18 protein-coding genes are annotated in these 20,513 nt (G+C 72.6%); 10 read left to right on the plus strand and 8 right to left on the minus strand.

What is annotated here, in order from left to right; all coding sequences use genetic code 11:
- Positions 1-196 precede the first annotated feature (196 nt).
- A complete protein-coding gene (locus AB0G52_RS16535) occupies positions 197-1,018 on the plus strand; it encodes a TIGR02452 family protein (RefSeq protein WP_165939299.1) in 822 nt (273 codons plus the stop codon).
- A gap of 34 nt (positions 1,019-1,052) precedes the next feature.
- On the opposite strand, the gene AB0G52_RS16540 is transcribed toward AB0G52_RS16535, so the two are convergent.
- Together AB0G52_RS16540 and AB0G52_RS16545 are read right to left on the minus strand one after the other, a co-directional pair.
- On the minus strand, positions 1,053-1,502 hold the full coding sequence (locus AB0G52_RS16540) for a type II toxin-antitoxin system PemK/MazF family toxin (RefSeq protein WP_132888019.1): 450 nt from the start codon (positions 1,500-1,502) through the stop codon (positions 1,053-1,055).
- A 9-nt stretch (positions 1,503-1,511) separates the two neighbouring features.
- A complete protein-coding gene (locus AB0G52_RS16545; RefSeq protein ID WP_361337002.1) occupies positions 1,512-2,324 on the minus strand; it encodes an alpha/beta hydrolase in 813 nt (270 codons plus the stop codon).
- 62 nt (positions 2,325-2,386) lie between these two features.
- On the opposite strand from AB0G52_RS16545, the gene AB0G52_RS16550 reads away from it, so the two are divergent.
- Positions 2,387-2,800 carry a MarR family winged helix-turn-helix transcriptional regulator gene (locus tag AB0G52_RS16550; RefSeq protein ID WP_132888021.1) on the plus strand — a complete coding sequence of 138 codons (414 nt, stop codon included), beginning with the start codon at positions 2,387-2,389 and terminating at the stop codon, positions 2,798-2,800.
- 261 nt (positions 2,801-3,061) lie between these two features.
- Here AB0G52_RS16550 and AB0G52_RS16555 read toward each other — a convergent pair whose 3' ends face one another.
- The 5 genes from AB0G52_RS16555 to AB0G52_RS16575 all read right to left on the minus strand — a co-directional run bounded on the left by AB0G52_RS16555 (position 3,062) and on the right by AB0G52_RS16575 (position 8,239).
- The gene (locus tag AB0G52_RS16555; RefSeq protein WP_132888022.1) at positions 3,062-4,552 is read right to left on the minus strand and encodes a flotillin family protein; all 1,491 of its coding nucleotides are present in this window, start codon (positions 4,550-4,552) and stop codon (positions 3,062-3,064) included.
- Positions 4,553-4,685: 133 nt separating this feature from the next.
- Entirely contained in the window at positions 4,686-4,904 is a 219-nt protein-coding gene (locus tag AB0G52_RS16560) for a hypothetical protein (RefSeq protein WP_206306337.1), read from the minus strand.
- A 65-nt stretch (positions 4,905-4,969) separates the two neighbouring features.
- Positions 4,970-5,992, minus strand: coding sequence for a PD40 domain-containing protein (locus AB0G52_RS16565; RefSeq protein ID WP_132888023.1), 1,023 nt, complete (start codon positions 5,990-5,992; stop codon positions 4,970-4,972).
- A gap of 44 nt (positions 5,993-6,036) precedes the next feature.
- Positions 6,037-7,344 carry an MFS transporter gene (locus AB0G52_RS16570; protein WP_132888024.1) on the minus strand — a complete coding sequence of 436 codons (1,308 nt, stop codon included), beginning with the start codon at positions 7,342-7,344 and terminating at the stop codon, positions 6,037-6,039.
- A 25-nt stretch (positions 7,345-7,369) separates the two neighbouring features.
- Complete coding sequence (locus tag AB0G52_RS16575) at positions 7,370-8,239, minus strand: glycosyltransferase (RefSeq protein WP_132888025.1); 870 nt, start codon at positions 8,237-8,239, stop codon at positions 7,370-7,372.
- Between the two features lie 294 nt (positions 8,240-8,533).
- On the opposite strand from AB0G52_RS16575, the gene AB0G52_RS16580 reads away from it, so the two are divergent.
- From AB0G52_RS16580 to AB0G52_RS16615, 8 genes are all read left to right on the plus strand, one after another.
- Positions 8,534-9,973: an exopolysaccharide biosynthesis polyprenyl glycosylphosphotransferase gene (locus AB0G52_RS16580; protein ID WP_132888026.1), complete on the plus strand. Its 1,440-nt coding sequence runs from the start codon at positions 8,534-8,536 to the stop codon at positions 9,971-9,973.
- A 23-nt stretch (positions 9,974-9,996) separates the two neighbouring features.
- The gene (locus AB0G52_RS16585; protein WP_361337006.1) at positions 9,997-11,046 is read left to right on the plus strand and encodes a Gfo/Idh/MocA family oxidoreductase; all 1,050 of its coding nucleotides are present in this window, start codon (positions 9,997-9,999) and stop codon (positions 11,044-11,046) included.
- A 30-nt stretch (positions 11,047-11,076) separates the two neighbouring features.
- A complete protein-coding gene (locus AB0G52_RS16590; protein ID WP_361337008.1) occupies positions 11,077-12,051 on the plus strand; it encodes an SDR family NAD(P)-dependent oxidoreductase in 975 nt (324 codons plus the stop codon).
- On the plus strand, positions 12,048-13,187 hold the full coding sequence (locus AB0G52_RS16595; protein WP_361337010.1) for a DegT/DnrJ/EryC1/StrS family aminotransferase: 1,140 nt from the start codon (positions 12,048-12,050) through the stop codon (positions 13,185-13,187). The genes AB0G52_RS16590 and AB0G52_RS16595 overlap by 4 nt, the downstream gene beginning before the upstream one ends.
- Positions 13,184-13,873 carry an acetyltransferase gene (locus AB0G52_RS16600; protein ID WP_132888030.1) on the plus strand — a complete coding sequence of 230 codons (690 nt, stop codon included), beginning with the start codon at positions 13,184-13,186 and terminating at the stop codon, positions 13,871-13,873. The genes AB0G52_RS16595 and AB0G52_RS16600 overlap by 4 nt, the downstream gene beginning before the upstream one ends.
- On the plus strand, positions 13,870-14,988 hold the full coding sequence (locus AB0G52_RS16605) for a DegT/DnrJ/EryC1/StrS family aminotransferase (protein WP_132888031.1): 1,119 nt from the start codon (positions 13,870-13,872) through the stop codon (positions 14,986-14,988). Before AB0G52_RS16600 ends, AB0G52_RS16605 begins: the two co-directional genes overlap by 4 nt.
- 81 nt (positions 14,989-15,069) lie before the next feature.
- On the plus strand, positions 15,070-18,672 hold the full coding sequence (locus AB0G52_RS16610; RefSeq protein ID WP_361337012.1) for a DUF4082 domain-containing protein: 3,603 nt from the start codon (positions 15,070-15,072) through the stop codon (positions 18,670-18,672).
- Between the two features lie 74 nt (positions 18,673-18,746).
- Positions 18,747-19,793, plus strand: a complete 1,047-nt coding sequence (locus AB0G52_RS16615; RefSeq protein WP_132888033.1) for a glycosyltransferase — start codon at positions 18,747-18,749, stop codon at positions 19,791-19,793.
- 17 nt (positions 19,794-19,810) lie between these two features.
- Here AB0G52_RS16615 and AB0G52_RS16620 read toward each other — a convergent pair whose 3' ends face one another.
- Complete coding sequence (locus tag AB0G52_RS16620) at positions 19,811-20,482, minus strand: hypothetical protein (protein WP_361337014.1); 672 nt, start codon at positions 20,480-20,482, stop codon at positions 19,811-19,813.
- Between the last annotated feature and the right edge of the window lie 31 nt (positions 20,483-20,513).

The raw sequence follows: 20,513 nt of genomic DNA on the forward strand, positions 1-20,513 counted from the left end.
GATTCGCACAAGGGTGCCAAACGGCAGGTTCGAGATCGGTAACCTCCGTTTCATCCAGTGTTTCCGGCCGTTTCCGGGTGTTTCGGGCCCGGAAAACTCCGTTGCACGGCATCCCCAGGATCACCCAGGATGCGGGTATGAGCACGACGGGAGAGACCGCGCGGGTCGCGGTCATGGCGTCCACGGGGGTGGCGCCATGAGCGCGCGCCTGCGCGGGATCGCTCGGGAGACCGAGGGGATCGTGGCGGCCGGGGCCTACCGGGCGCCGGACGGCCGGGAGGTCCTGCTGGCGGCCGACATCGCGGCCGCCCGGGCCGGGACGCGTCTGTACGGCCCCGAGCCCGTGCCGGTCGTCGCCGCCGACGACACGGACACCGTCTTCGAGGTCACCGGTGAGAGCAGCCTGGAGGCCGCCCGCCGGCTGGCCGACGCCCCGGTGGCCGTCCTGAACTTCGCCTCGGCCCGCAATCCGGGCGGCGGTTACCTGAACGGCGCACAGGCGCAGGAGGAGGCCCTGTGCCGTGGCTCCGCGCTGTACGCCTGCCAGTTGCAGGCCCGCGCCTTCTACGACCACCACCGCGCCCACCGCGACCCGTTCTACTCGGACCGGGTGATCCACTCCCCGGCCGTCCCGGTCTTCCGCGACGACCGCGGCGCGCTGCTCGCCGAGCCCTACCGGGCGGGTTTCCTCACGGCCGCCGCGCCCAACGCGGGGGTGATCCGCCGTACCGCCCCGGAGCGCGTCGGCGAGGTGCCCGGCGCCCTCGCCGTCCGCGCCGAGCGGGTGCTGGAGGTGGCCGCCGCGCAGGGTTACCGGCGACTGGTCCTCGGAGCCTGGGGCTGCGGGGTCTTCCAGAACGACCCCGCGCAGGTCGCGGGAGCCTTCCAGGGGCTGCTGGGGCCCGGAAGGCGGTTCGCGCGGACCTTCGGGCACGTGGTGTTCGGCATCCTCGACCGCGCGCCGGGATCTCGCGTCCGGGCCGCCTTCGCCGAGGCGTTCGGGGCGGCGGAGGACTGAGCGGATCCGGTGCGGCCGGCCGCACCGGTCCGGTTCAGCTCCAGCCGTAGCGCTCGTGCAGCCGGTTGCGTACGAGGTTGAAGCGGCCGCGGTCCAGGGCGCAGGCCTCCCGGCGCATCCCGTCCTCGTGCAGCCGCAGCACGCGGTCCACGGCCACCCAGGAGTCGCGGCCGGAGCGGTCCCAGGGGCCGCTGCCGATCGCCACCCACTCGCGGTCGTCGTCGTGCCGCTTGCTGGACAGCTGCACGGCGAGCAGCGTGCCGCCCGCCTCCCGGGCGACGACCAGGACCGGCCGGTCCTTGCCCCGCCCGTCGTTCTCCTCGAAGGGCACCCAGGTCCACACGATCTCACCGGGATCGGGGTCGCCGTCGTGGGCGGGGGAGTACTCGGTGCGCACCGCGCCGACCTCCTTCGGGTCGGCCTCGGTGGTCGCGGTGGGGCCGTAACGGCCGGGGACGTTCTCTTCGTCGATGTACGCAGTCACGAGGGCACCCTAAAGCGGCCTCAGCCCCCCGGTGACCGGCGGGGTGGCGGTGCGGCGCAGCTCCTCCTCGATCAATTCCGCCGTCACGTCGGGGCGTTCGAGGTGCGGAAGGTGACCGGCCTCGGGGATCGGCTCGAACCGGCCCTGCGGGAAGGCCTTCGCGTAGGCGGCTCCGTACGCGGGGGTGACGATTCGGTCGCTCTCGCCCCAGATCACCAGCGCGGGCTGCCGTGCCCGCCCCAGCCGGGGGAGCAGCCTCGGGTCGGTCATCCGGCCGCCGTCCGTGAGCAGCCGCATGGTGGCCATGTTCGCCTGGCGGCGGGCGAGTTCGGCGGCGGGGAGACCGGCCGGGTCGACGTAGAAGCGGTCCGGGTCGTGCCAGGAGTGCTCGGCCTGGGCGCGGGGGTCCAGCGCGAAGAAGTCCGTGACCTGTTCGCCGGCGATGTCGGCGCCGACCGCGTTGATCAGGACGAGGCCGGTGATCAGGCCGCCGGTGTCGCGTATCGCCATCTCCGCGGCGAGATGGCCGCCCAGTGAGGAGCCGATGACCAGGACGTCACTCCACTCGTTGTCCTGGAGCAGGTGCAGGTAGGCGACGGCGAGGTCGTCGAGGCGGGTCAGCCAGTCCGGGCGGGGCGTGCCGTCCCAGCCGGGGTGGACCGGGGTGACGGTGTGGGCCGACTCTGCGAGGCGGGCCGCGAGACCGGCGACGGTGGCGGGTCCGCCGCCGCCGTGCAGGACCAGGACCGGGCGGCCGGAGCCGGCCTCGGTGAGGGAGAGGGGGAGGTCGGGGCAGACATGGGCGATGCGGTTCGTCGTCATGCCGAGAACTCTAACTAAGGATGTTTATTTAAACAAGCTTAGTCATCGGTTATGCTGGAGCCATGCATGATGACCTGCAGGTTCTCGGAAGAGCGGTGAAGCAGGCCCAGTACCGGCAGCACCGGGCCCTGGACAGCGCGCTCACGGCCGTCGGGACCACCCTCGCGCAGTGGGACGCGCTGCGTGCCATGGACCGGACACCGGGTGCCTCCGCGCGGGAGCTGGCGGCGGCCACCTTCCAGAGCGAGCAGGCCTTCGGCACGCTGGCGGGCCGGCTGGTCGCGCAGGGCCTGGTGGAGCGGCGGCCGGGCCACGGGCGGCGGATCCAGCACCATCTGACCCCGGAGGGCGCCCGGATGCTCCAGGCAGGGCACGCGGTGGCCGCGGAGGTGCTCGCCGACTGCTTCGCCGGGCTGTCCACAGCGGAACGCGCGACGCTGCTGGGGCTGCTGGAGCGCCTCAACGCACGGGAGTGAAGGGGGCGGACGGCGCGGTCCCGGGCGCGCCACGGGGCGGCCCCGGCACGAGGGCGCGCCCGGGCAAGACGGCGCGCCCGGGCAAGACCGTGTGCCCCGGCGCGAGGGTGCGTCCGGCACGACGGCGGGCCCGGGCGCGAGGGTGCGTCCGGCGCGAGGGTGCGCTCGGCTCGGCGGTCCGTCCGGCAAGACGGTGCGCCCCCGGACCGGCCGGAGGGCGCATCGTCGTCGTCGGCCGACCTGTCACCGTCGGCCGACCCGTCACCCGGCGTCCGGCTCCAACGGCACCTGCTGTGACTTCGGGGACGTCACCCCGTTCAGGACCGGCGAAGTCCCGTTCGGCGTCTGCCCGTTCTGGTTCATCGACGCGAGGAGCTGGCGGGCCAGGCCGAGCCCCGTGCCGCCCATCGTGAGCGCCTTGGCGAACATCTCGGCCATCCCGTCGGCCCCGTTGAGCAGCACCATGTTGTCGACGTTGCCGAAGGCGGACGCCCCGGCCTTGACGATCTCGGGCCAGTTCTCGGCGAGTTGCTGGGCGACGACCGCCTCCTGGTTCTCCGCGAGGGCGGCGGCGCGTGCCTTGATGGCCTCCGCCTCGGCGAGCCCCTTGGCCCTGGTCGCCTCGGCGTCCGCCAGACCCCTGGCCTGTGCGGCGGCCGCCTCGGCCTCACCGGTGGCCCGGGTCGCCGCCGCGCTCGCCGCACCACGGGACTTGGTCGCCTCGGCCTCGGCGCCCGCGGCCGCCTTGACCCGGGTCGCCTCGGCCGCCGCCGCCAGTTCCGTCTCCTTCGCCTTGGCCTGCGCCGCCGAGATACGCGCGTCACGCTCGGCCTCGGCAAGCGTCCGCTTCTCGTAGGCCTTGGCGTCGGCCGGCTTGCGGACGTCCGCCTGGAGCTGCTGCTCCCGCCGGTGCGCCTCCAGTTCGGCGACCCGCGTCTCCTGGACGACGACCTCCTGCCGGGCGGCCGCGTCGGCGAGCGGACCGGCCTGGCGGGCCTGGGCCGCCGCCTTGTCCCGTTCCGCCTGGTAGCCGGCCTGGAGGATCTCGCTGTCCCGGGTCGCCTCCGCCATCCGGGCGAACGACTGCTGCTCCGCCTCGGTGGCGAGCCGGTTCGCCTCCGCCTGGGCGATCCGCGCGTCCCGCTGCACGGCCGCCGCGTGCGGCATCGCCAAATTCCGGATGTACCCCGTCGGGTCCTCGATCTCATGGATCTGCAGGGAGTCCACGATGAGACCCAGCTTCTCCATCTCCGTGCCGCAGGCGGCCCGGGTCTGCCCGGTGAGCTTGTCCCGGTCGCGGATCATGTCCTCGACCGTCAACCCGCCCACGATGGACCGCAGATGACCGGCGAACACGTTGTGCACCCGCTCCGACATCATCTTCTGCTGGTCCAGGAAACGACGGCCCGCGTTGGCGATCGACACGAAGTCGTCGCCGACCTTGAAGATGACCACCCCGCGTACTTTCAGCGGAATGCCCTGCATGGTCACGCAGTCCACCGACAACTCGGTCTCGTTCAGGTCGAGAGAGAGCTTGCGCACGGCCTGCACGCCCGGCAGCACCAGCGTGCCGCGCCCCGTGACGATGCGGAACCCCATGCCCTCTTCGAGGCCCTCGGTCCGGTGCTTCGAACCGGAGATGATGAGCGCCTCGTTCGGCTCGGCCACCCGCCACATCATCTTGAACAGACCGATCAACACGAGCACGGCGAGAACCGCCGCACCCGCAACGACGCCGACAACCATCGGCATACGCCCCCTTTGCATGGTGCCCTTTCGGCACCGAACGAAGGGAGTGTGCGCCCGCGCGGGCACCGGGTGAAGACGTCGGCGAATCCTTGTTGCAATCTTGACGCACACGCCCCTCACCTGGGGCTACACCTGCTCAACTGTCGTATGCGGGCGTGACGTAGACCGTCCTCGGCGGCAGGTACTCGACCACCATCACCACCGTGCCGCGCTCGAACCGGCCGGTGCCGTCGGCGGCGTACGCGAGGAAGTGCTCGGCGCCCCCGCGGACCCGCACGATCACCTCGCCGACGAGCCCGGGCCCCACCGTCCCGGTGACCCGCCCCATCAGCCCCACCATCGACGCATCGTCCATGGCCAGAGCGTACGGGCGGGCCGGGCGAGGGGAAAGCGGCAGGCCGCGCACAGCCTCCCCGGGCGCTACAGCGGGGCCGGTGAGGAGGCGTCCGGGATCAGGAGGCGGGGCGCGCCGGTGCCGTCGGCGGGGACGCTCCACAGGTCGGTGCTCCGCACGTCGCCGTCGCTCGGCAGGGCGTACGCCACGGTGTGGTCGTCGAGCCAGGTGGCCTGGTCGTCGACGCTGTGGCGCTCGGCGAGCGGCGTCTCGCGCAGGGTCTTCAGGTCGAGCACGTACTCGTGCCAGAGGTCGGTACGGGACAGCACCCGCTTCTTGAAGGCGATCCGGGTGCCGTCCGGGGAGAGCGAGGGGCACTCCACGTTCTCGGTCAGCGTGGTGACCGTACGCCGGGACAGCGAACCGCGCACCAGGTAGGTCTTGTTCGCGGTGTTGAGCGTGGCGTAGAAGGTGTCGTCGTCGGTCGCGAAGGTGACGCCCCAGAAGTTGACGTCCGCGGCGTGGTAGGGCTTGCCGTCCTTGATGACGGAGAACGTCTCCAGGCTCGGCGTGAGCGTCATGGTGCGGGTGTCCAGGACCGAGGTCCGGGTGGAGAAGAAGGCGGACGCGTAGGACTCGCCGGAGACGAAGACGGTCCAGGCGACGAAGCGGCCGCTGGGCGAGACCCGGGCCCGGCTGGGAGTGCCCGCCAGCGGGAAGGTGCGCTCGGTGCGCAGGTCGGCGTCCAGGAGCAGGGCGCGGTTGCTCTGCCGCAGGACGCCGGGGTTGGACTGGAGGCAGATCCCGGTGCCGGCCGCCGCGTAGAAGCGCGCGCACTTCAGGCCGGAGGCGGTCCTGCTGCCCCCGGGGTCGGCCGCGGGGACCGAGGCGACCGCGGTGCGGTGCGGGCCCGCGGCCGCGTTGACGAACAGCAGGCGGTCCGGCCGGCCGAGCGTCAGGCTGCCCGCGCGGACCGTGGGGTCGCCGGCGCCCGGCCGGTCCGCCCGGTCGGCGCGCGCGGCGGCGTGCAGGACCGCGCCGGTGCCCACGCCGGCGAGCACCAGGACCGCCGCGACGAGTACGAGCAGACGGCGGCGCGTGGATGTCATCCGGTTCCCCTGGTTCCCCGTGGCGTTCGGTGTGGCGGTGGTGGTCATCGGTTGCCTCCGGCGGGGCGCAGCACGAGGCCCGCGACGGCCGCGCAGCACAGCAGGCCGGCCGCCGAGCCGGCCAGTGCCGGGCCGTCGCCCCACACCGTCCAGGCGGCGCCGAAGGCCAGCGAGCAGCAGAACCGGGCCAGCGCCTGGCTGGTGCCGACGATGGCGAGGCCACTGGCGCGCAGGTGCTCGGGCACGAGACCGGTGAGGGCGGCCGGGAGCACCCCGTCGGTCGCCGCGTAGAACGTGCCGTGCAGGCCGAGGACGAGCGGGACGAGGGCCGCGGTGGCCGGGGCCCACAGCAGCAGGACGTAGGCGGTGAGCAGCAACGCGTGTCCGGCGAGGAAGACCGTGCGCCGTCCCACGCGGTCGGCGAGCGCGCCGACGGGCACGGCCAGCAGCAGGAACACCACGGCGGTACCGAGCGGCAGCAGCGGGAACCACTCCTCGCCGATCCCGGCCCGCCGCTGGACGAGCAGATAGACGAAGGCGTCGCTGACGGTGGTCAGCCCGAGCAGCGCGGCGCACCCGGCGAGGGCGCGCAGCCGCGGCAGCCGCAGCAGGGCCAGCGCTTCCCGCACCCGGACGGGCGGCCGAGCGGGCCCGTCCGCCTCGCCGCCCCGGACGGGCGGCCCGGCGGCTGCGGCCTCCTCTTCGGCCCCCGAGCTCTTCCCCTTCCCCGGCACGAACAGCACGAGCACGAGCACGCCGAGCACCGCGACACAGGCGCTGACCCCGAACACCGCGTCGTACCCGTCGGCCGCGGCGCGCAGGATGAGGAAGGCGGCCAGTGGGCCGAGCATCGCACCGGTGGTGTCCATCGCGCGGTGCACGCCGAAGGCCCGGCCCTGGTTCGCGGCAGGGGTGGACAGGGAGATCATCGCGTCGCGCGGGGCGGTGCGCAGGCCCTTGCCGGTCCGTTCCAGGGCGAGGACCGCGCCGAGGCTGCCGATGCCCCCGGCGAACAGCAGGAGCGGTTTGCACAGCGCGGACAGCCCGTACCCGATGCCGGCCAGCAGTTTGTGGTCGCGGACGCGGTCGGCCAGGTGGCCGCCGGTGAGCTGGACCAGCGCGCTGACACCGTTGTACACGCCGTCGAGGGTGCCGAACCCCAGGGGGCTGAAGCCGAGCGTGGTGACGAGGTAGAGCGGCAGGACGGCGGTGACCATCTCGGAGGAGACGTCGGTGATCAGGCTGACCGTGCCCAGGACGAGGACGACCGGGGCGACGCGTCGCCCCGGCCCGCGTCTTCGGTCCTGGTCCGGGCCGTCCTGGACGGGCTGCGAGCGGTCGGTGAGGTACAAGGGGGCGACTCCAGGTGCGGTGCGATCAGTTCTGCCGGCTGCTGTCGTCGCGCAGCCAGGTCCCGAAGTCCTGGGCCCGGATCGCCTTCGACGCCCTGCGCCGGGCGGCGACCGCCGCCGCGACGAAGACCACGACGGGCACCAGGAGCCGCGGCTCCCGGCGGAGGATCGCTTTCAGGTCGGCTTTGCCGGTGCGCGCCGAGGCCCCGTCCGGTCCGCGGTGCTGCTCGACCTGGGCGGTGGACACCGCCGCCCGCACCCGCCGTCTCATCAGATCCCGCCAGGTGCGGGGCGGTTGGATCACCACGGCGGCCGTGTCGACCACGCGCCGTTCCCCGGGGGTGAACGCGAGGGAGGCGGCCAGGTCGTCCGCCATCAGCGGCGGCAGCGCGGCGATCCGGGCGTGCCCGGCCCTGGAGACCGCGATCACGCCCCGGCCGAAGAGTCCTTCGCGCACGGCGGGCAGCCGCTGCCACACCTGGTAGTAGGCACGCACCCGCCAGGCGCAGGAGGCCAGCGGAATGCGCCGGTCCGGTGCGGTGGCGAGGACGCCGGACGTGCCGTCCTCCAGGGGTTCGGCGAGCGCCCGGACGTCGGCACCCGTGATCACCACGTCGGCGTCCACGTACAGGCGCGGGAAGCCGCGCGCGTGGTCGTCGCCCGCCCGCATCGCGGCGTGCTTGGAGGGCACGGGAATCTCCACCACCCGGACCCGCGGGCCGCGGGCGGCCGCGATCTTCGCGGTCTCGTCCGTGCAGCCGTTGCACACGACCACGATGTCGGGGTCGTCCGCGCGGTCCCCGGTCCCTCCGGGTGGGGAATCGGCCAACAGCGAGTCGAGGAGCCGGCCGATGACTCGGGCCTCGTTGTGGGCCGGGATCACGATGCTGGTCACGGGGGCAGTATGCCGTCGGCGTCACTATTGCGACATGTGTTTCGTCCAACTGTTCCCGACACTGCGCCCCGTGGTCTAGATTGATGGCCGCCGGACCGGTTTGGGTGGGGAACTCGTTCTTGACTGTACGTCACGGACCGGCGGTTGAACGGATCTGAACCATCACGACAACCAGTACGTACCAGCATGCCGGGGGCATGAGGCGGTTGGGGAATCGCTGAGGCTCCCGCTTTCCAGTGTCGCTGTGTCCAGGGCACTTCGGTCAGGGTTAGCCGCGCATGTGGTGGGGGGCGCATGACCATTGAGGTCACGCATGAGCAATCGGCCGTGGAACGCAGAAGTCCACTCGGCCGCCGAAGACGTCGGGAACGGAAGTACCGCATCGTCCTGCTGGTCGCGGACGGCCTCGCGGCCGCCGCCGCGGCCTTCCTGATCCACGCGGCCTACGGTCGCTGGGCGGTGGCCCTGGTGCTGCCGCCGACCTGGATCGTGGCGATGCTGGTGCACCGTTCCTACGATCGCAGTGCCCTGGGTCTGGGGACCGAGGAGTACCGGCGGGTGGTCCGGGGCGCCGTCGCGCTGCCGGCGCTCGCGGCCGCCGGGTACGGGCTGTTCACCCGGGACTCGGATCTCCTTCATGACATGATCATGGCCGCGCTGCCGGCCGCGCTGATCGCCCTCGCGATCCGGTACTCGCTGCGCCGTCGGCTGCACCGCCGCTGGGCCCGCGACCCGGACGGCAGCGCGACGCTGCTGGTCGGCCCGTCCAGCGGTGTCGTGGAGCTGGTCGGAGTGCTGGCACGCGGCGGCACCCCGCGCCTGCGGGCCGCCGGAGTCTGTCTGACCGATCCCGAGAACGCCCGGGAGATCCGCAGGCTGGGGCTTCCCGCGCTCGGCGGGCTCGACGGCATGAACGACGTCGTCCGCGCCCTGGGCATCAACACGGTGGTGGTGCTGCCCGCGCCCGAACTGGACGCCTCCGTGCTGCGCCGGATGACGTGGACCGCCGCCGTGCAGGGCGTCGACTTCCTGCTGGCCCCCGTGCTGACCGACGTGTCCGCGGCCCGGCTGGCGGTGCGCCCCACCAACGGGGTGCCGCTGATGCGGATCAAGCCGCCGAACCTCTCCCGGGCCGCGCGGCTGCCCAAGGAACTGCTGGATCGTTTCCTCGCGGCGCTGCTCCTGTTGCTCCTCGCCCTGCCGATGCTCCTGATCGCGCTGGTCGTGCGGCTGGACAGCGCCGGTCCCGCGCTGTTCCGGCAGCAGCGGGTCGGCCGCTACGGCGACCACTTCACCATGCTGAAGTTCCGCACGATGCGGCCCGACTCGGAGGCCCTGCGCGCCGAGCTCGAACACCTCAACCAGAACAGCGACGGCCTGCTGTTCAAGGTGAAGGAGGACCCCCGGATCACCCGGGTCGGCTCCTTCCTGCGCCGCAGCTCGCTCGACGAACTCCCGCAGCTCGTCAACGTCGTCAAGGGCCACATGTCGCTCGTCGGCCCCCGGCCACCCCTGCCCGAGGAGGTCGAGGAGTACACGCCGGACATCAAACGCCGGCTGCTGGTGAAACCCGGCCTCACCGGACTGTGGCAGGTCAGCGGCCGCTCAGACCTGCCCTGGGACGAGGCGGTCCGGCTCGATCTCGGATACGTGGACAACTGGTCGATGGGCCTCGACCTGTCGATCCTGGCCCGCACCGGGGCCGTGGTGGTGCGCGGAACGGGGGCCTACTGATGAACCAGAGGAAGAGGGAGAACGTGACGCAGGAGCCGCTCGGGGTCGCGGTCGTGGGGGCCGGTTACTGGGGCCCCAACCTGGTACGCAACTTCCAGGCCGCCGAAGGGTTCCGGCTGCGCTGGCTGTGCGACCTCGACGTGGACCGGGCCCGGCGGGTCCTCGGCGGCTACTCGACGGTCGAGGCCACCGCGGACTACACGGCCGTCCTCGCCGACCCCTCCGTCGCCGCCGTCGCCGTGGCCACGCCCGCCGGCACCCACCTCGACATCGCCCTCGCCGCGCTGCGCGCCGGCAAGCACGTCCTCGTGGAGAAGCCGCTCGCGGCGACCTACGCCGACGGGCTCCGCCTGGTCACCGAGGCCGAGGAACGCGGCCTCACCCTGATGTGCGACCACACCTACTGCTACACCCCCGCCGTCGGCCGGATCCGCGAACTGGTGCGCTCCGGTGAACTCGGCGAGATCCACTTCGTCGACTCGGTCCGCATCAACCTCGGGCTCGTCCAGAAGGACATCGACGTGCTGTGGGACCTCGCCCCGCACGACCTGTCGATCCTCGACTTCATCCTCCCCGCGGGCGTCGAACCGGTCGCCGTCGCCGCCCACGGCGCCGACCCGATCGGCGCCGGACAGGCCTGCGTCGCCTACCTCACCCTCCAGCTCAGCACCGGCGCCATCGCCCACGTGCACGTCAACTGGCTCTCCCCGACCAAGGTGCGCACCACCATGGTCGGCGGCTCCAAGCGCACCCTGATCTGGGACGACCTCAACCCCGCCCAGCGCGTGGCGATCTTCGACCGGGGCGTGGACCTCGCCTCGCCGCAGGAGATCGGCGCGGACGAACGCCGGGACATGCTCGTCTCCTACCGCTCGGGGGACATGGTCGCGCCCGCGATCGGCGAGAAGGAAGCGCTCCGCAGCATGGTCGACGAGTTCGGCGCGGCGATCGCCCAGGGCCGGCCCGCGCTGACCGACGGCCGGGCGGGCCTGCGGGTGCTGGACATCCTCGAGGCGGCCTCCCGCAGCCTCGCGTTCAAGGGCGCGGTCGTCGGCCTGCGCGCCGGGCGTTGACAGTTTCACTTCGCTGAAAGGTAACGGCAGTTGAGCAGCGTACGCGGCAAGAAGATCCTGGTCACCGGGGGAGCGGGCACCATCGGCTCCAACCTGGTCGACCTGCTGGCCGAGGGCGGCGCCCGCGAGGTGGTCGTACTCGACAACTTCGTGCGCGGGCGGCGGGCCAACCTCGACCGGGCCCTGCCCAGCGGCGTGGTGGAGATCGTCGAGGGCGACGTCCGGGACGCGGACACCGTGCGGAAGGTCACCGAGGGCGCCGACCTGGTGTTCCACCTCGCCGCGATCCGCATCACCCAGTGCGCCGAGGAGCCGCGGCTCGCCAACGAGGTACTGGTCGACGGCACCTTCAACGTCCTGGAGGCGGCGGCCGCCGCCGGGGTCGGCAAGGTGATCGCCTCGTCCTCGGCGTCCGTCTACGGCATGGCCGAGGAGTTCCCCACGACCGAGCGCCACCACCCGTACAACAACGACACCTTCTACGGCGCCGCGAAGGCATTCAACGAGGGCATGCTGCGCAGCTTCCACGCCATGTACGGACTGGACTACGTGGCCCTGCGCTACTTCAACGTCTACGGCCCCCGGATGGACATCCACGGCCTGTACACCGAGGTGCTCATCCGCTGGATGGAGCGCATCGAGGCCGGCGAGCCCCCGCTGATCCTCGGCGACGGCAGCCAGACCATGGACTTCGTCGACGTCCGCGACATCGCCAGGGCCAACGTGCTGGCCGCCGAGTCGGACGTCACCGACGAGGTCTTCAACATCGCGAGCGGCACCGAGACCTCGCTCAAGGAACTCGCCGAGGGGCTGCTCGCGGCGATGGGGGCCGAGGGCCTGGAGCCGGTGCACGGCCCCGCCCGCACGGTGAACTCGGTCGTCCGCCGGCTCGCGGACACCTCGCGGGCCGCCGAGCGGCTCGGCTTCGAGGCGCGGATCGACCTGCGCACCGGCCTGCGGGACCTGGTCCAGTGGTGGCGCGCGGAGCGGGAGGCGGCCAAGTGAGCACCGACCGCGTCCCGGTGATGATCCCCTGGCTCGGCGCGGAGGAGGCGCGGGCCGCCTCCGACGCGGTGCTGTCCGGGTGGGTCGCCCAGGGCCCGCGGGTCGCCGCCTTCGAGAAGGCCTTCGCCGAGCGGGTGGGCGCCGAGCACGGCATCGCCGTCAGCTCCTGCACGACCGCCCTGCACCTGTCCCTCGTCGCGCTCGGCATCGGCCCGGGCGACGAGGTCGTGGTGCCCTCGCTGTCCTTCATCGCCACCGCCAACGCCGTCCGGTACGTCGGCGCCGAGCCGGTGTTCGCCGACGTCGACCCCGCCACCGCCAACCTGACCCGGGACACGGTGGACGCGGTCCGCACCGCCCGCACCAGGGCCGTGCTCGCCGTCCACCAGGGCGGTGTCCCGGCCGACGTGCACACCCTGCGGGCCGCCTGCGCCGACTGGGACCTGCCCCTGGTCGAGGACGCGGCCTGCGCCATCGGCTCCACCGTCGACGGCAAGCCCGTCGGCCACGGCGCCCTGCTCGCCGCCTGGTCCTTCCACCCCCGCAAGGTCGTCACCACCGGCGAGGGCGGCATGATCACCACCGACGACGCCGAGTGGGCGGCCCGGCTGCGCCGGCTGCGCGAGCACGGCATGAACGCCTCGGCGGCCGAACGCCACGCGAGCAACAGGCCGGTCCTGGAGAGCTACCTCGAAGTCGGCTTCAACTACCGGATGACCGACATCCAGGCCGCCGTCGGCCTGGTCCAGCTCGGCAAGCTCGACGCGATGATCACCCGCCGCCGCGAACTGGCCGCCCGCTACGACGCGTTGCTGCACGACGTGCCCGGCCTCACCCCCGTGCGCGACCCCGCGTACGGCCAGAGCAACTTCCAGTCCTACTGGGTGCTGCTGGACGAGGACTTCCCCCTCGGCCGGGACGACCTGCTCGGCGCGCTGTCCGAGGCCGGTGTCTCCGCCCGGCGCGGCATCATGGCCGCGCACCTCGAACCCGCCTACGCGGACCACCCGCACGGGCCGCTGCCCGTCACCGAGCGGATCAGCCGCGACTCGCTCATCCTGCCGCTGTTCCACACCATGACCGAGGCCCAGCAGGACCGGGTCGTGGCGGCGCTGCGCGAACAGGCCCGAAGATGACCGGACTCGTGATCGTCGGCGCCGGCGGCTTCGCCCGGGAGACCGCACAGGCCGTCCGGGACGCGGGCGAGGCCGAACTGCTCGGGCACCTGGACGACGACCCGGCCCTGCACGGCACCGAGGTGGACGGCGTGCCCGTCCTCGGCGGCTGCGACCTGGTGCACGACCTGCCCGGCGCCCGGGTGGTGATCTGCGTGGGCAACCCACGGGACTACGCGGCCCGGGCCCGGCTGGTCCACAGGCTCGCCCTGCCCGCGGAGCGCTACGCCACCGTCGTCCACCCGACGGCGGCGGTCTCCCGGACGTCCCGGATCGGCCCCGGCTCGGTGCTGCTCGCGCACTGCGCGCTCACCGCCGCCGTGCGGGTGGGCGCGCACGTCGCCGTGATGCCCCAGGCCGTCCTGACCCATGACGACGTGGTCGAGGACTTCGCGACGATCACGTCCGGTGTCCGGCTGGGCGGGGGGACGCGGCTGGAGCAGGGCGCCTACGTGGGTTCCGGGGCCCTGGTCCGGGAGGGCACCACGGTCGGCGCCTGGTCGCTGGTCGGAATGGGCAGTGCCGTGCTCGGCGATGTGCCGCCGGGCGAGGTCTGGGTGGGGAGCCCGGCCCGGCGGCTGCGCGCGGCGGACGCGCCCGCGCTGGATCAACTCGCGATGCGAACAGTGGGGGGACCGCTGACATGAACCAGATTCCTCTTGTGGACCTCAAGGCGGCCCACCAGGAGGTCGCCGACGAGGTGCGGGCCGGATTCGACAGGGTCCTGGCCGGCACCGCCTTCGTCGGCGGCGACGAAGTGCGCGCCTTCGAGCGCGAGTACGCCGCGTTCGGCGGCGTCGAGCACTGCGTGGGCGTCGCCAACGGCACCGACGCCGTCGAACTCGCCCTGCGCGCGAGCGGGGTCGGGCCCGGCGACGAGGTGGTGGTGCCCGCGAACACCTTCATCGCCACGGCCGGCGCGGTGGCCCGGATCGGGGCCCGCCCGGTCCTCGCCGACTGCCTGCCCGGCAGCCACCTGCTCGACCCCGAGGCCGCGCTGGCCGCCGTCGGGCCCGCCACCCGCGCGGTCGTACCGGTCCACCTGTACGGGCAGCTGGCCGAGGTCGCGGCACTGACCGCCGCACTGCCCGAGCGGGTGAGCGTCGTGGAGGACGCGGCCCAGTGCCAGGGCGCCACCCGCGACGGGCGCGCGCCCGGCAGTGGCGGCATCGCCGCCACCAGCTTCTACCCGGGCAAGAACCTCGGCGCCTACGGCGACGCGGGCGCGGTGCTCACCGACGACGGGGAACGCGCCGGGCAGGTGCGGGCGATCGCCAACCACGGCGGCGTCGCCAAGTACCGCCACGACGTCCCCGGCTTCAACAGCCGCCTGGACGGACTGCAGGCCGTGGTCCTGCGGGCCAAGCTCAAGCGGCTGGCCGACGGCAACGCGGCCCGCCGGGCGGCGGCGGCCCGCTACGACGAACTGCTCGCCGATCTGGCGGCCGCGGGCCGCGTCGTCCTCCCGGTCACCGCCCCTGGCAACGTCCACGTCTGGCACCTGTACGTCGTCCAGGTCACCGACGCCGACCGCGACGCCGTCGTCGGGAAGCTGGGCGCCGAAGGCATCGGCGCCGGCGTGCACTATCCGGCCCCGGTCCACCTGACGCCCGCGTACCGGCACCTCGGGTACGCCCGGGGCGACTTCCCGAACGCGGAGCAGGCGGCCGACCGGATCCTCTCGCTGCCGCTGTACCCGCAGATCACCCCCGGCCAGCAGCAGCGCGTCGTGGACGCGTTCGCGGACGCGCTCCGCGGCTGACCGGCACCCGTCCCCACCGCCACCCCCCGCACCACCTCGGCCCCGCGGGCCGGACCAGCACAGCACCGCTGAGAGGTACACATGGAAAAATGGAGCAGACGGATCCGGGGCGGGCGCCTCGCCGTCGTGGTCGCGTTGATACTGGCGGTGCTCCCGCTGGCCGGGTCCGCCCAGGCGGCGTCCGATCCCTGCGGTTCGGGGTCGAACCCGATCGTGTGCGAGAACTCCAAGCCGGGCAGCCCCAAGACCGACTGGTTCTCACCCAACGCCTACGGCGACATCAAGGGCTTCACCACCAAGGAGAGCGTCCAGGCCGGGGACACCGTCCAGTTCAAGGTCCAGTCGAAGACCCCGTACACCATCCAGATCTACCGGCTGGGCTGGTACGGCGGCGACGGTGCCCGCCAGATGTCGACGGCGGCCCAGGCGGCCGTGACCTACCCGGCCAACTTCACCACCAAGCCCGCGAGCTGCACGACGAAGAGCAGCACCGGGCTGGTGGACTGCGGCAACTGGCCGGTGACCGCGACCTGGACGGTGCCCGGCGACGCCGTGTCCGGCCTGTACATCGCGAACCTCACGCAGACCGACGGCGACGGCCTGATGCCGTACCCGTTCGTCGTCCGCAACGACTCCAGCACCGCCGACATGGTCGTGCAGACCAGCGACCAGACCTGGCAGGCCTACAACGAGTACGGCGGCCAGGACCTCTACGACGGCGCCGGGCCCGCGCCGGACGGCCGCGCCTACGAGGTCAGCTACAACCGGCCGCTGGACATCGGCGGCGACAACGGCATCTACGGCTCCGAGTACATGATGCTGTCCTGGCTGGAACGCAACGGCTACGACGTCACCTACACCTCCGGCGTGGACGTCTCGCAGCCGGGCGGCGCCGCCCAGCTGGAGAAGCACAAGGTGTACATGTCCTCGGGACACGACGAGTACTGGACGGCGACCCAGTACGCCAACGTCCTGGCGGCTCGCAAGGCCGGTGTCCGTGAGGCCTTCTTCAGCGGCAACGAGGTCTTCTGGAAGACCAGGCTCGCCCCCAGCATCGACGGCACGGGCACCGCGGACCGCACCCTGGTCTGCTACAAGATGACCAAGATGGCGCAGAACAACGGCATCGCCGACCCGAGCGGCGTCTGGACCGGCACCTGGATGGACCCGACCAGCACCGCCTACGGCCAGTCCTACCAGCCGCCGAACATCCTCACCGGCTCCATGTTCACGGTGAACGGCTACCGCAGCGACGCCATCACGGTCCCCGGCTCGTACGGCAGGAACCGCATCTGGCGCAACACCTCCATCGCCAACCTGACCTCCGCCCAGACCGCGACCTTCCCGACCGGCACGCTCGGCTACGAGTGGGACAGCGACATCGCCAACGCCACCAGACCGGCCGGCGCCATCGACGTGTCGTCCACCACGGTCGACATCCAGGACGGCAAGCTCCGCCAGGACTGGGGCAACGTCTACGGCAACGGCACGGCCACCCACAACCTGGTCGAGTTCCGCGACCAGGACTCCGGGGCGCTGGTGTTCGGGTCGGGGACCGTCCAGTGGTCGTGGGGCCTGACCAACGTGCCCACCTACAACCCCGGCGACACGGTGGTCACCGAGGACTCCCGGATGCAGCAGGCGACGGTGAACGTCCTCGCCGACATGGGCGTCCAGCCGCTGACCCGGCAGAGCAACCTGGCCGCGGCCGCCGCCTCCACCGACACGACCGGGCCCACGGTCACCGTGACCAGCCCGGCCTCCGGGATCACCGTCCCGGCGCTGAAGCCGGTCACCGTCAAGGGCACCGCCACCGACTCCGGCGGCGTGGTCGCCCGCGTCGAGGTGTCCACGGACGGCGGCTCGACCTGGCAGGCCGCCACCGGCCTGACCTCGTGGAGCTACACCTGGACCCCGAGCACCCCGGGCGCCGCGTCCGTCAAGGTCCGCGCGGTCGACGACAGCGTCAACATCGGATCCGTCACCACCATCCCGCTGACCGTCGGACCGCAGGCCTGCCCCTGCACCATCTGGCCGGCCTCCGCCGTGCCCGGCACCGTCAACGCCGGCGACGGCAGCTCACTGGAGCTGGGCGTCAAGTTCCGCACCACCGTGGCCGGTTCGGTCACCGCAGTGCGCTTCTACAAGTCGCCCGCCAACACCGGAACCCACACCGGCAGCCTGTGGACCGCCTCCGGCACCCGGCTGGCCACCGGCACCTTCACGAACGAGACGGCCTCCGGCTGGCAGCAGCTGAACTTCGCCACCCCGGTGACCGTCAAGGCCAACACCACCTACGTCGCCTCGTACTTCGCCCCCAACGGCGGCTACTCCTTCGACACCACCCTCGCCGACAGCGACGCGGGACTGGCTCCGCTGACCGCGCTGAAGTCGGGCGTCGACGGCGGCAACGGCGTCTTCCACTACGGTTCGGCCAGCGCCTTCCCGTCCTCGCAGTCCTCGGGCAGCAACTACTGGGTGGACGTGGTGCTGGACACCTCGACGGCCAGCACGACCCCGCCCACCGTCAGCTCGACCTCCCCGACCTCCGGGGCCACCGGGGCGTCGATCACGGCACCGGTGTCGGCCACCTTCAGCTCGGCCGTCGACACCGACAGCGTGACCTTCACCGTGAAGGACGCGGCCGGTGACACCGTGCCCGGGACCGTCACCTTCCCCGCGTCGAACAAGGCGGCCTTCACGCCGTCGACGGAGCTGGACCTGAACACCGCGTACACCGCGTCCGTGCAGGCCTCCGACGTCTGGGGCAACGCCATGACGGACCCGGTGACCTGGTCGTTCACCACCAGTTCCACGCCGCCCGCGGTCACCTGCCCCTGCTCGCTGTGGAGTTCCGCCACCGTGCCGGCGACCCCCGACATGACCGCCGACTCCAACTCCGTCGAACTGGGCACCCGGTTCACCTCGTCGGCGGCCGGCTGGGTCACCGGCGTCTCCTTCTACAAGGGCACCGGCAACACCGGCACCCACACCGGCAGCCTGTGGACCGACGGCGGCACCCTGCTCGCCAGCGGCACCTTCACCAACGAGACGGCCTCCGGCTGGCAGACGCTGACCTTCGCCTCCCCGGTGGCGATCACCGCGGACACCCCGTACGTGGTCTCCTACCACGCCCCCAACGGCAACTACGCCGTGGACGGCGGATACTTCGCGGCGGCCCACAAGTCCTATCCGCTGACGGCCACGGCCGACACCACCACGCACCACAACGGGCTCTACCGGTACGGCAGCGGCCCGGCCTTCCCCAGCGGTTCCTACGGATCCTCGAACTACTGGGTCGGCCCCGTCTTCACCGCCGACGACCCGAGCACCTCGCTGGCCGCGTCGGTCGCCGCCTCGGAGGTGACCGCGGCCACCGTGGCGCACACCGCCGACGCCGCGAACGCCCTCGTCCTGGCCGTCCCCGCCAAGGCTGCGGTGACGTCCGTCCAGGCGACCGTGACCGTCCTGAAGGGTTCCGCGGCGGCCCGGAAGCTCCATGTCACGGCCGTCGTCTCCTACGACCGCAGGACCCACCGGGCGACCGTCCACCTGTCCGCGCCGCTGCCGGACGGCACCCGGTTCGAGGTCACGGTCACGGCGAAGGACAGGCACCGCGACACGGTGACGTCCCGGAGTTGGACGCTCACCAGCAAGACCACCTACAAGAAGAAAAAGAACTGACCCGTCCCCACACACCGTCGGTGGCCCGCGTCCGCCAGGTCGCGGGCCACCGACGGGGATTGGCTTCACCACCGATGAGCAGCGTCAGTGTTGTGATCCCCTGCTACAAGTACGGCCACTTCCTCGCCGACTGCGTGAGCAGCGTCCTGGACGAGCAGGACGGCGTCGACGTCCGCGTGCTCATCATCGACGACGCCTCCCCCGACGACTCGGCCGAGGCCGCGCGCAAGCTGGCCGCCGCCGACCCGCGGATCGAGGTCCTCGTCCACGAGACGAACAAGGGACACATCGCCACCTACAACGAGGGCCTGATGGAGTGGGCCGACGGAGACTACGTGGCCCTCCTGTCCGCCGACGACCGGCTGGTGCCGGGTGCGCTGGTCCGGGCCGCCGCCCTCCTGGACGCCCACCCGCAGGCGGGGTTCGCCTACGGGCGCCCGCTGCGCTTCCGGCACGGCGGGCCGCTGCCCAAGGCCCGTACGCGCAGCACCGGTTCGGTCGTCTACCCCGGCCAGTGGTGGCTGGAGCGCCGCTTCCGCGAGGGCACCGGCTGCATCACCTCCCCGGAGGTCGTCGTCCGCACCGACCTCCAGCGCAAGGTCGGCGGCTACGACCCCGCGCTGCCGCACGCCGGTGACATCGAGATGTGGATGCGGCTCGCCGCCCACGCCGACGTCGGCTACATACGCGGCGCCGACCAGGCGTACTACCGCGTGCACGGCAAGAACATGTCCACCGTCGACTTCGGCGGCCAGCTCGACGACCTGCGCCAGCGCCTGGTCGCCTTCGACTCGGTGCTCACCAAGTGCGGGGACCGGCTGCCGCACCCCGACCGCCTGGCCGAGCAGGTCCACACCCGCCTCGCCCGCCACGCCCTGCGCCGTGCCTACCGGGCCTACGACCGGGGCCGTACCGACGTCGTACCGGTCGAGGAGTGCGTGGCGTTCGCCGCGCAGTGCCTGCCGGGATACCGGACCCTGCCCGAGTACCGCGCGCTGCGGCTGCGCAGACGGATCGGCCCGAAGGCGATGCCGTACCTGCAGCCCCTGGTGTGGTCGGCCGTGGCCGAACGCGGCCGGGAGGCGCTGTGGTGGGAGTCCTGGAAGCGCCGCGGCATCTGATGGACCACCAGTTCCGGTCAGCCCGTGACGGGGACCCGGCCGGCGGGGCGGACCGGCTCCGCGAGACCGCCCTTCCCGGCCCTGCGGCGCAGCGCGTACCGGTCGCACCAGAGCGCCACCACGATCCCGCCGACGCCGCCCAGCAGAGCGGTGCCCGCCAGCGCCCGGGTCCTGGTGCCCTGTACCGGCGCGGCGCTCGCGGCGACCAGGACCGAGGCGCTGATCCGCGCCTCGGGGGCGACGCCCTCGGCGGCCTGGAGAGCCGTCACGTGCCGGGTGTACACGTCGATGACCCGGCTCACCGCGGTGTCGGCGTCGACGACGGAGGAACGCTGCGCCTGCACCTGGACCGAGGGGATCAGGTAGCGCGGCGTCGCACTGGTCCCGCTGTTGCGCGGGATCAGCTGGTACGTCCCGTCCACCCCGGCGGCGGCCAGCTCCCTGCGCCCGGCGGGCGACTCCAACTGCTGGATCACGCCGTACGACAGGGTGGCCAGCGGCGGTTGGAGGTTCGTCAGCTGGTTGGGCTGCTTGCCGGTCACGGGCGGTTTGAGCACGATCACCGCCGAACTCAGGTACCGCGGTGCGGGATGCAGCACCTGGTAGGCACCGGCCGCCGTCAGCACCAGCGCGAACAGCAGCACGTACCACCGGCGGAGCAGCGCTTCGGCGACGTCACGAGGCGACACGGGGATTCCTTCCGTCGCCACCGATCCTCGC

The sequence above is a fragment of the Streptomyces sp. NPDC021562 genome, assembly GCF_040640875.1.
In the GTDB taxonomy this organism is placed as follows: domain Bacteria; phylum Actinomycetota; class Actinomycetes; order Streptomycetales; family Streptomycetaceae; genus Streptomyces.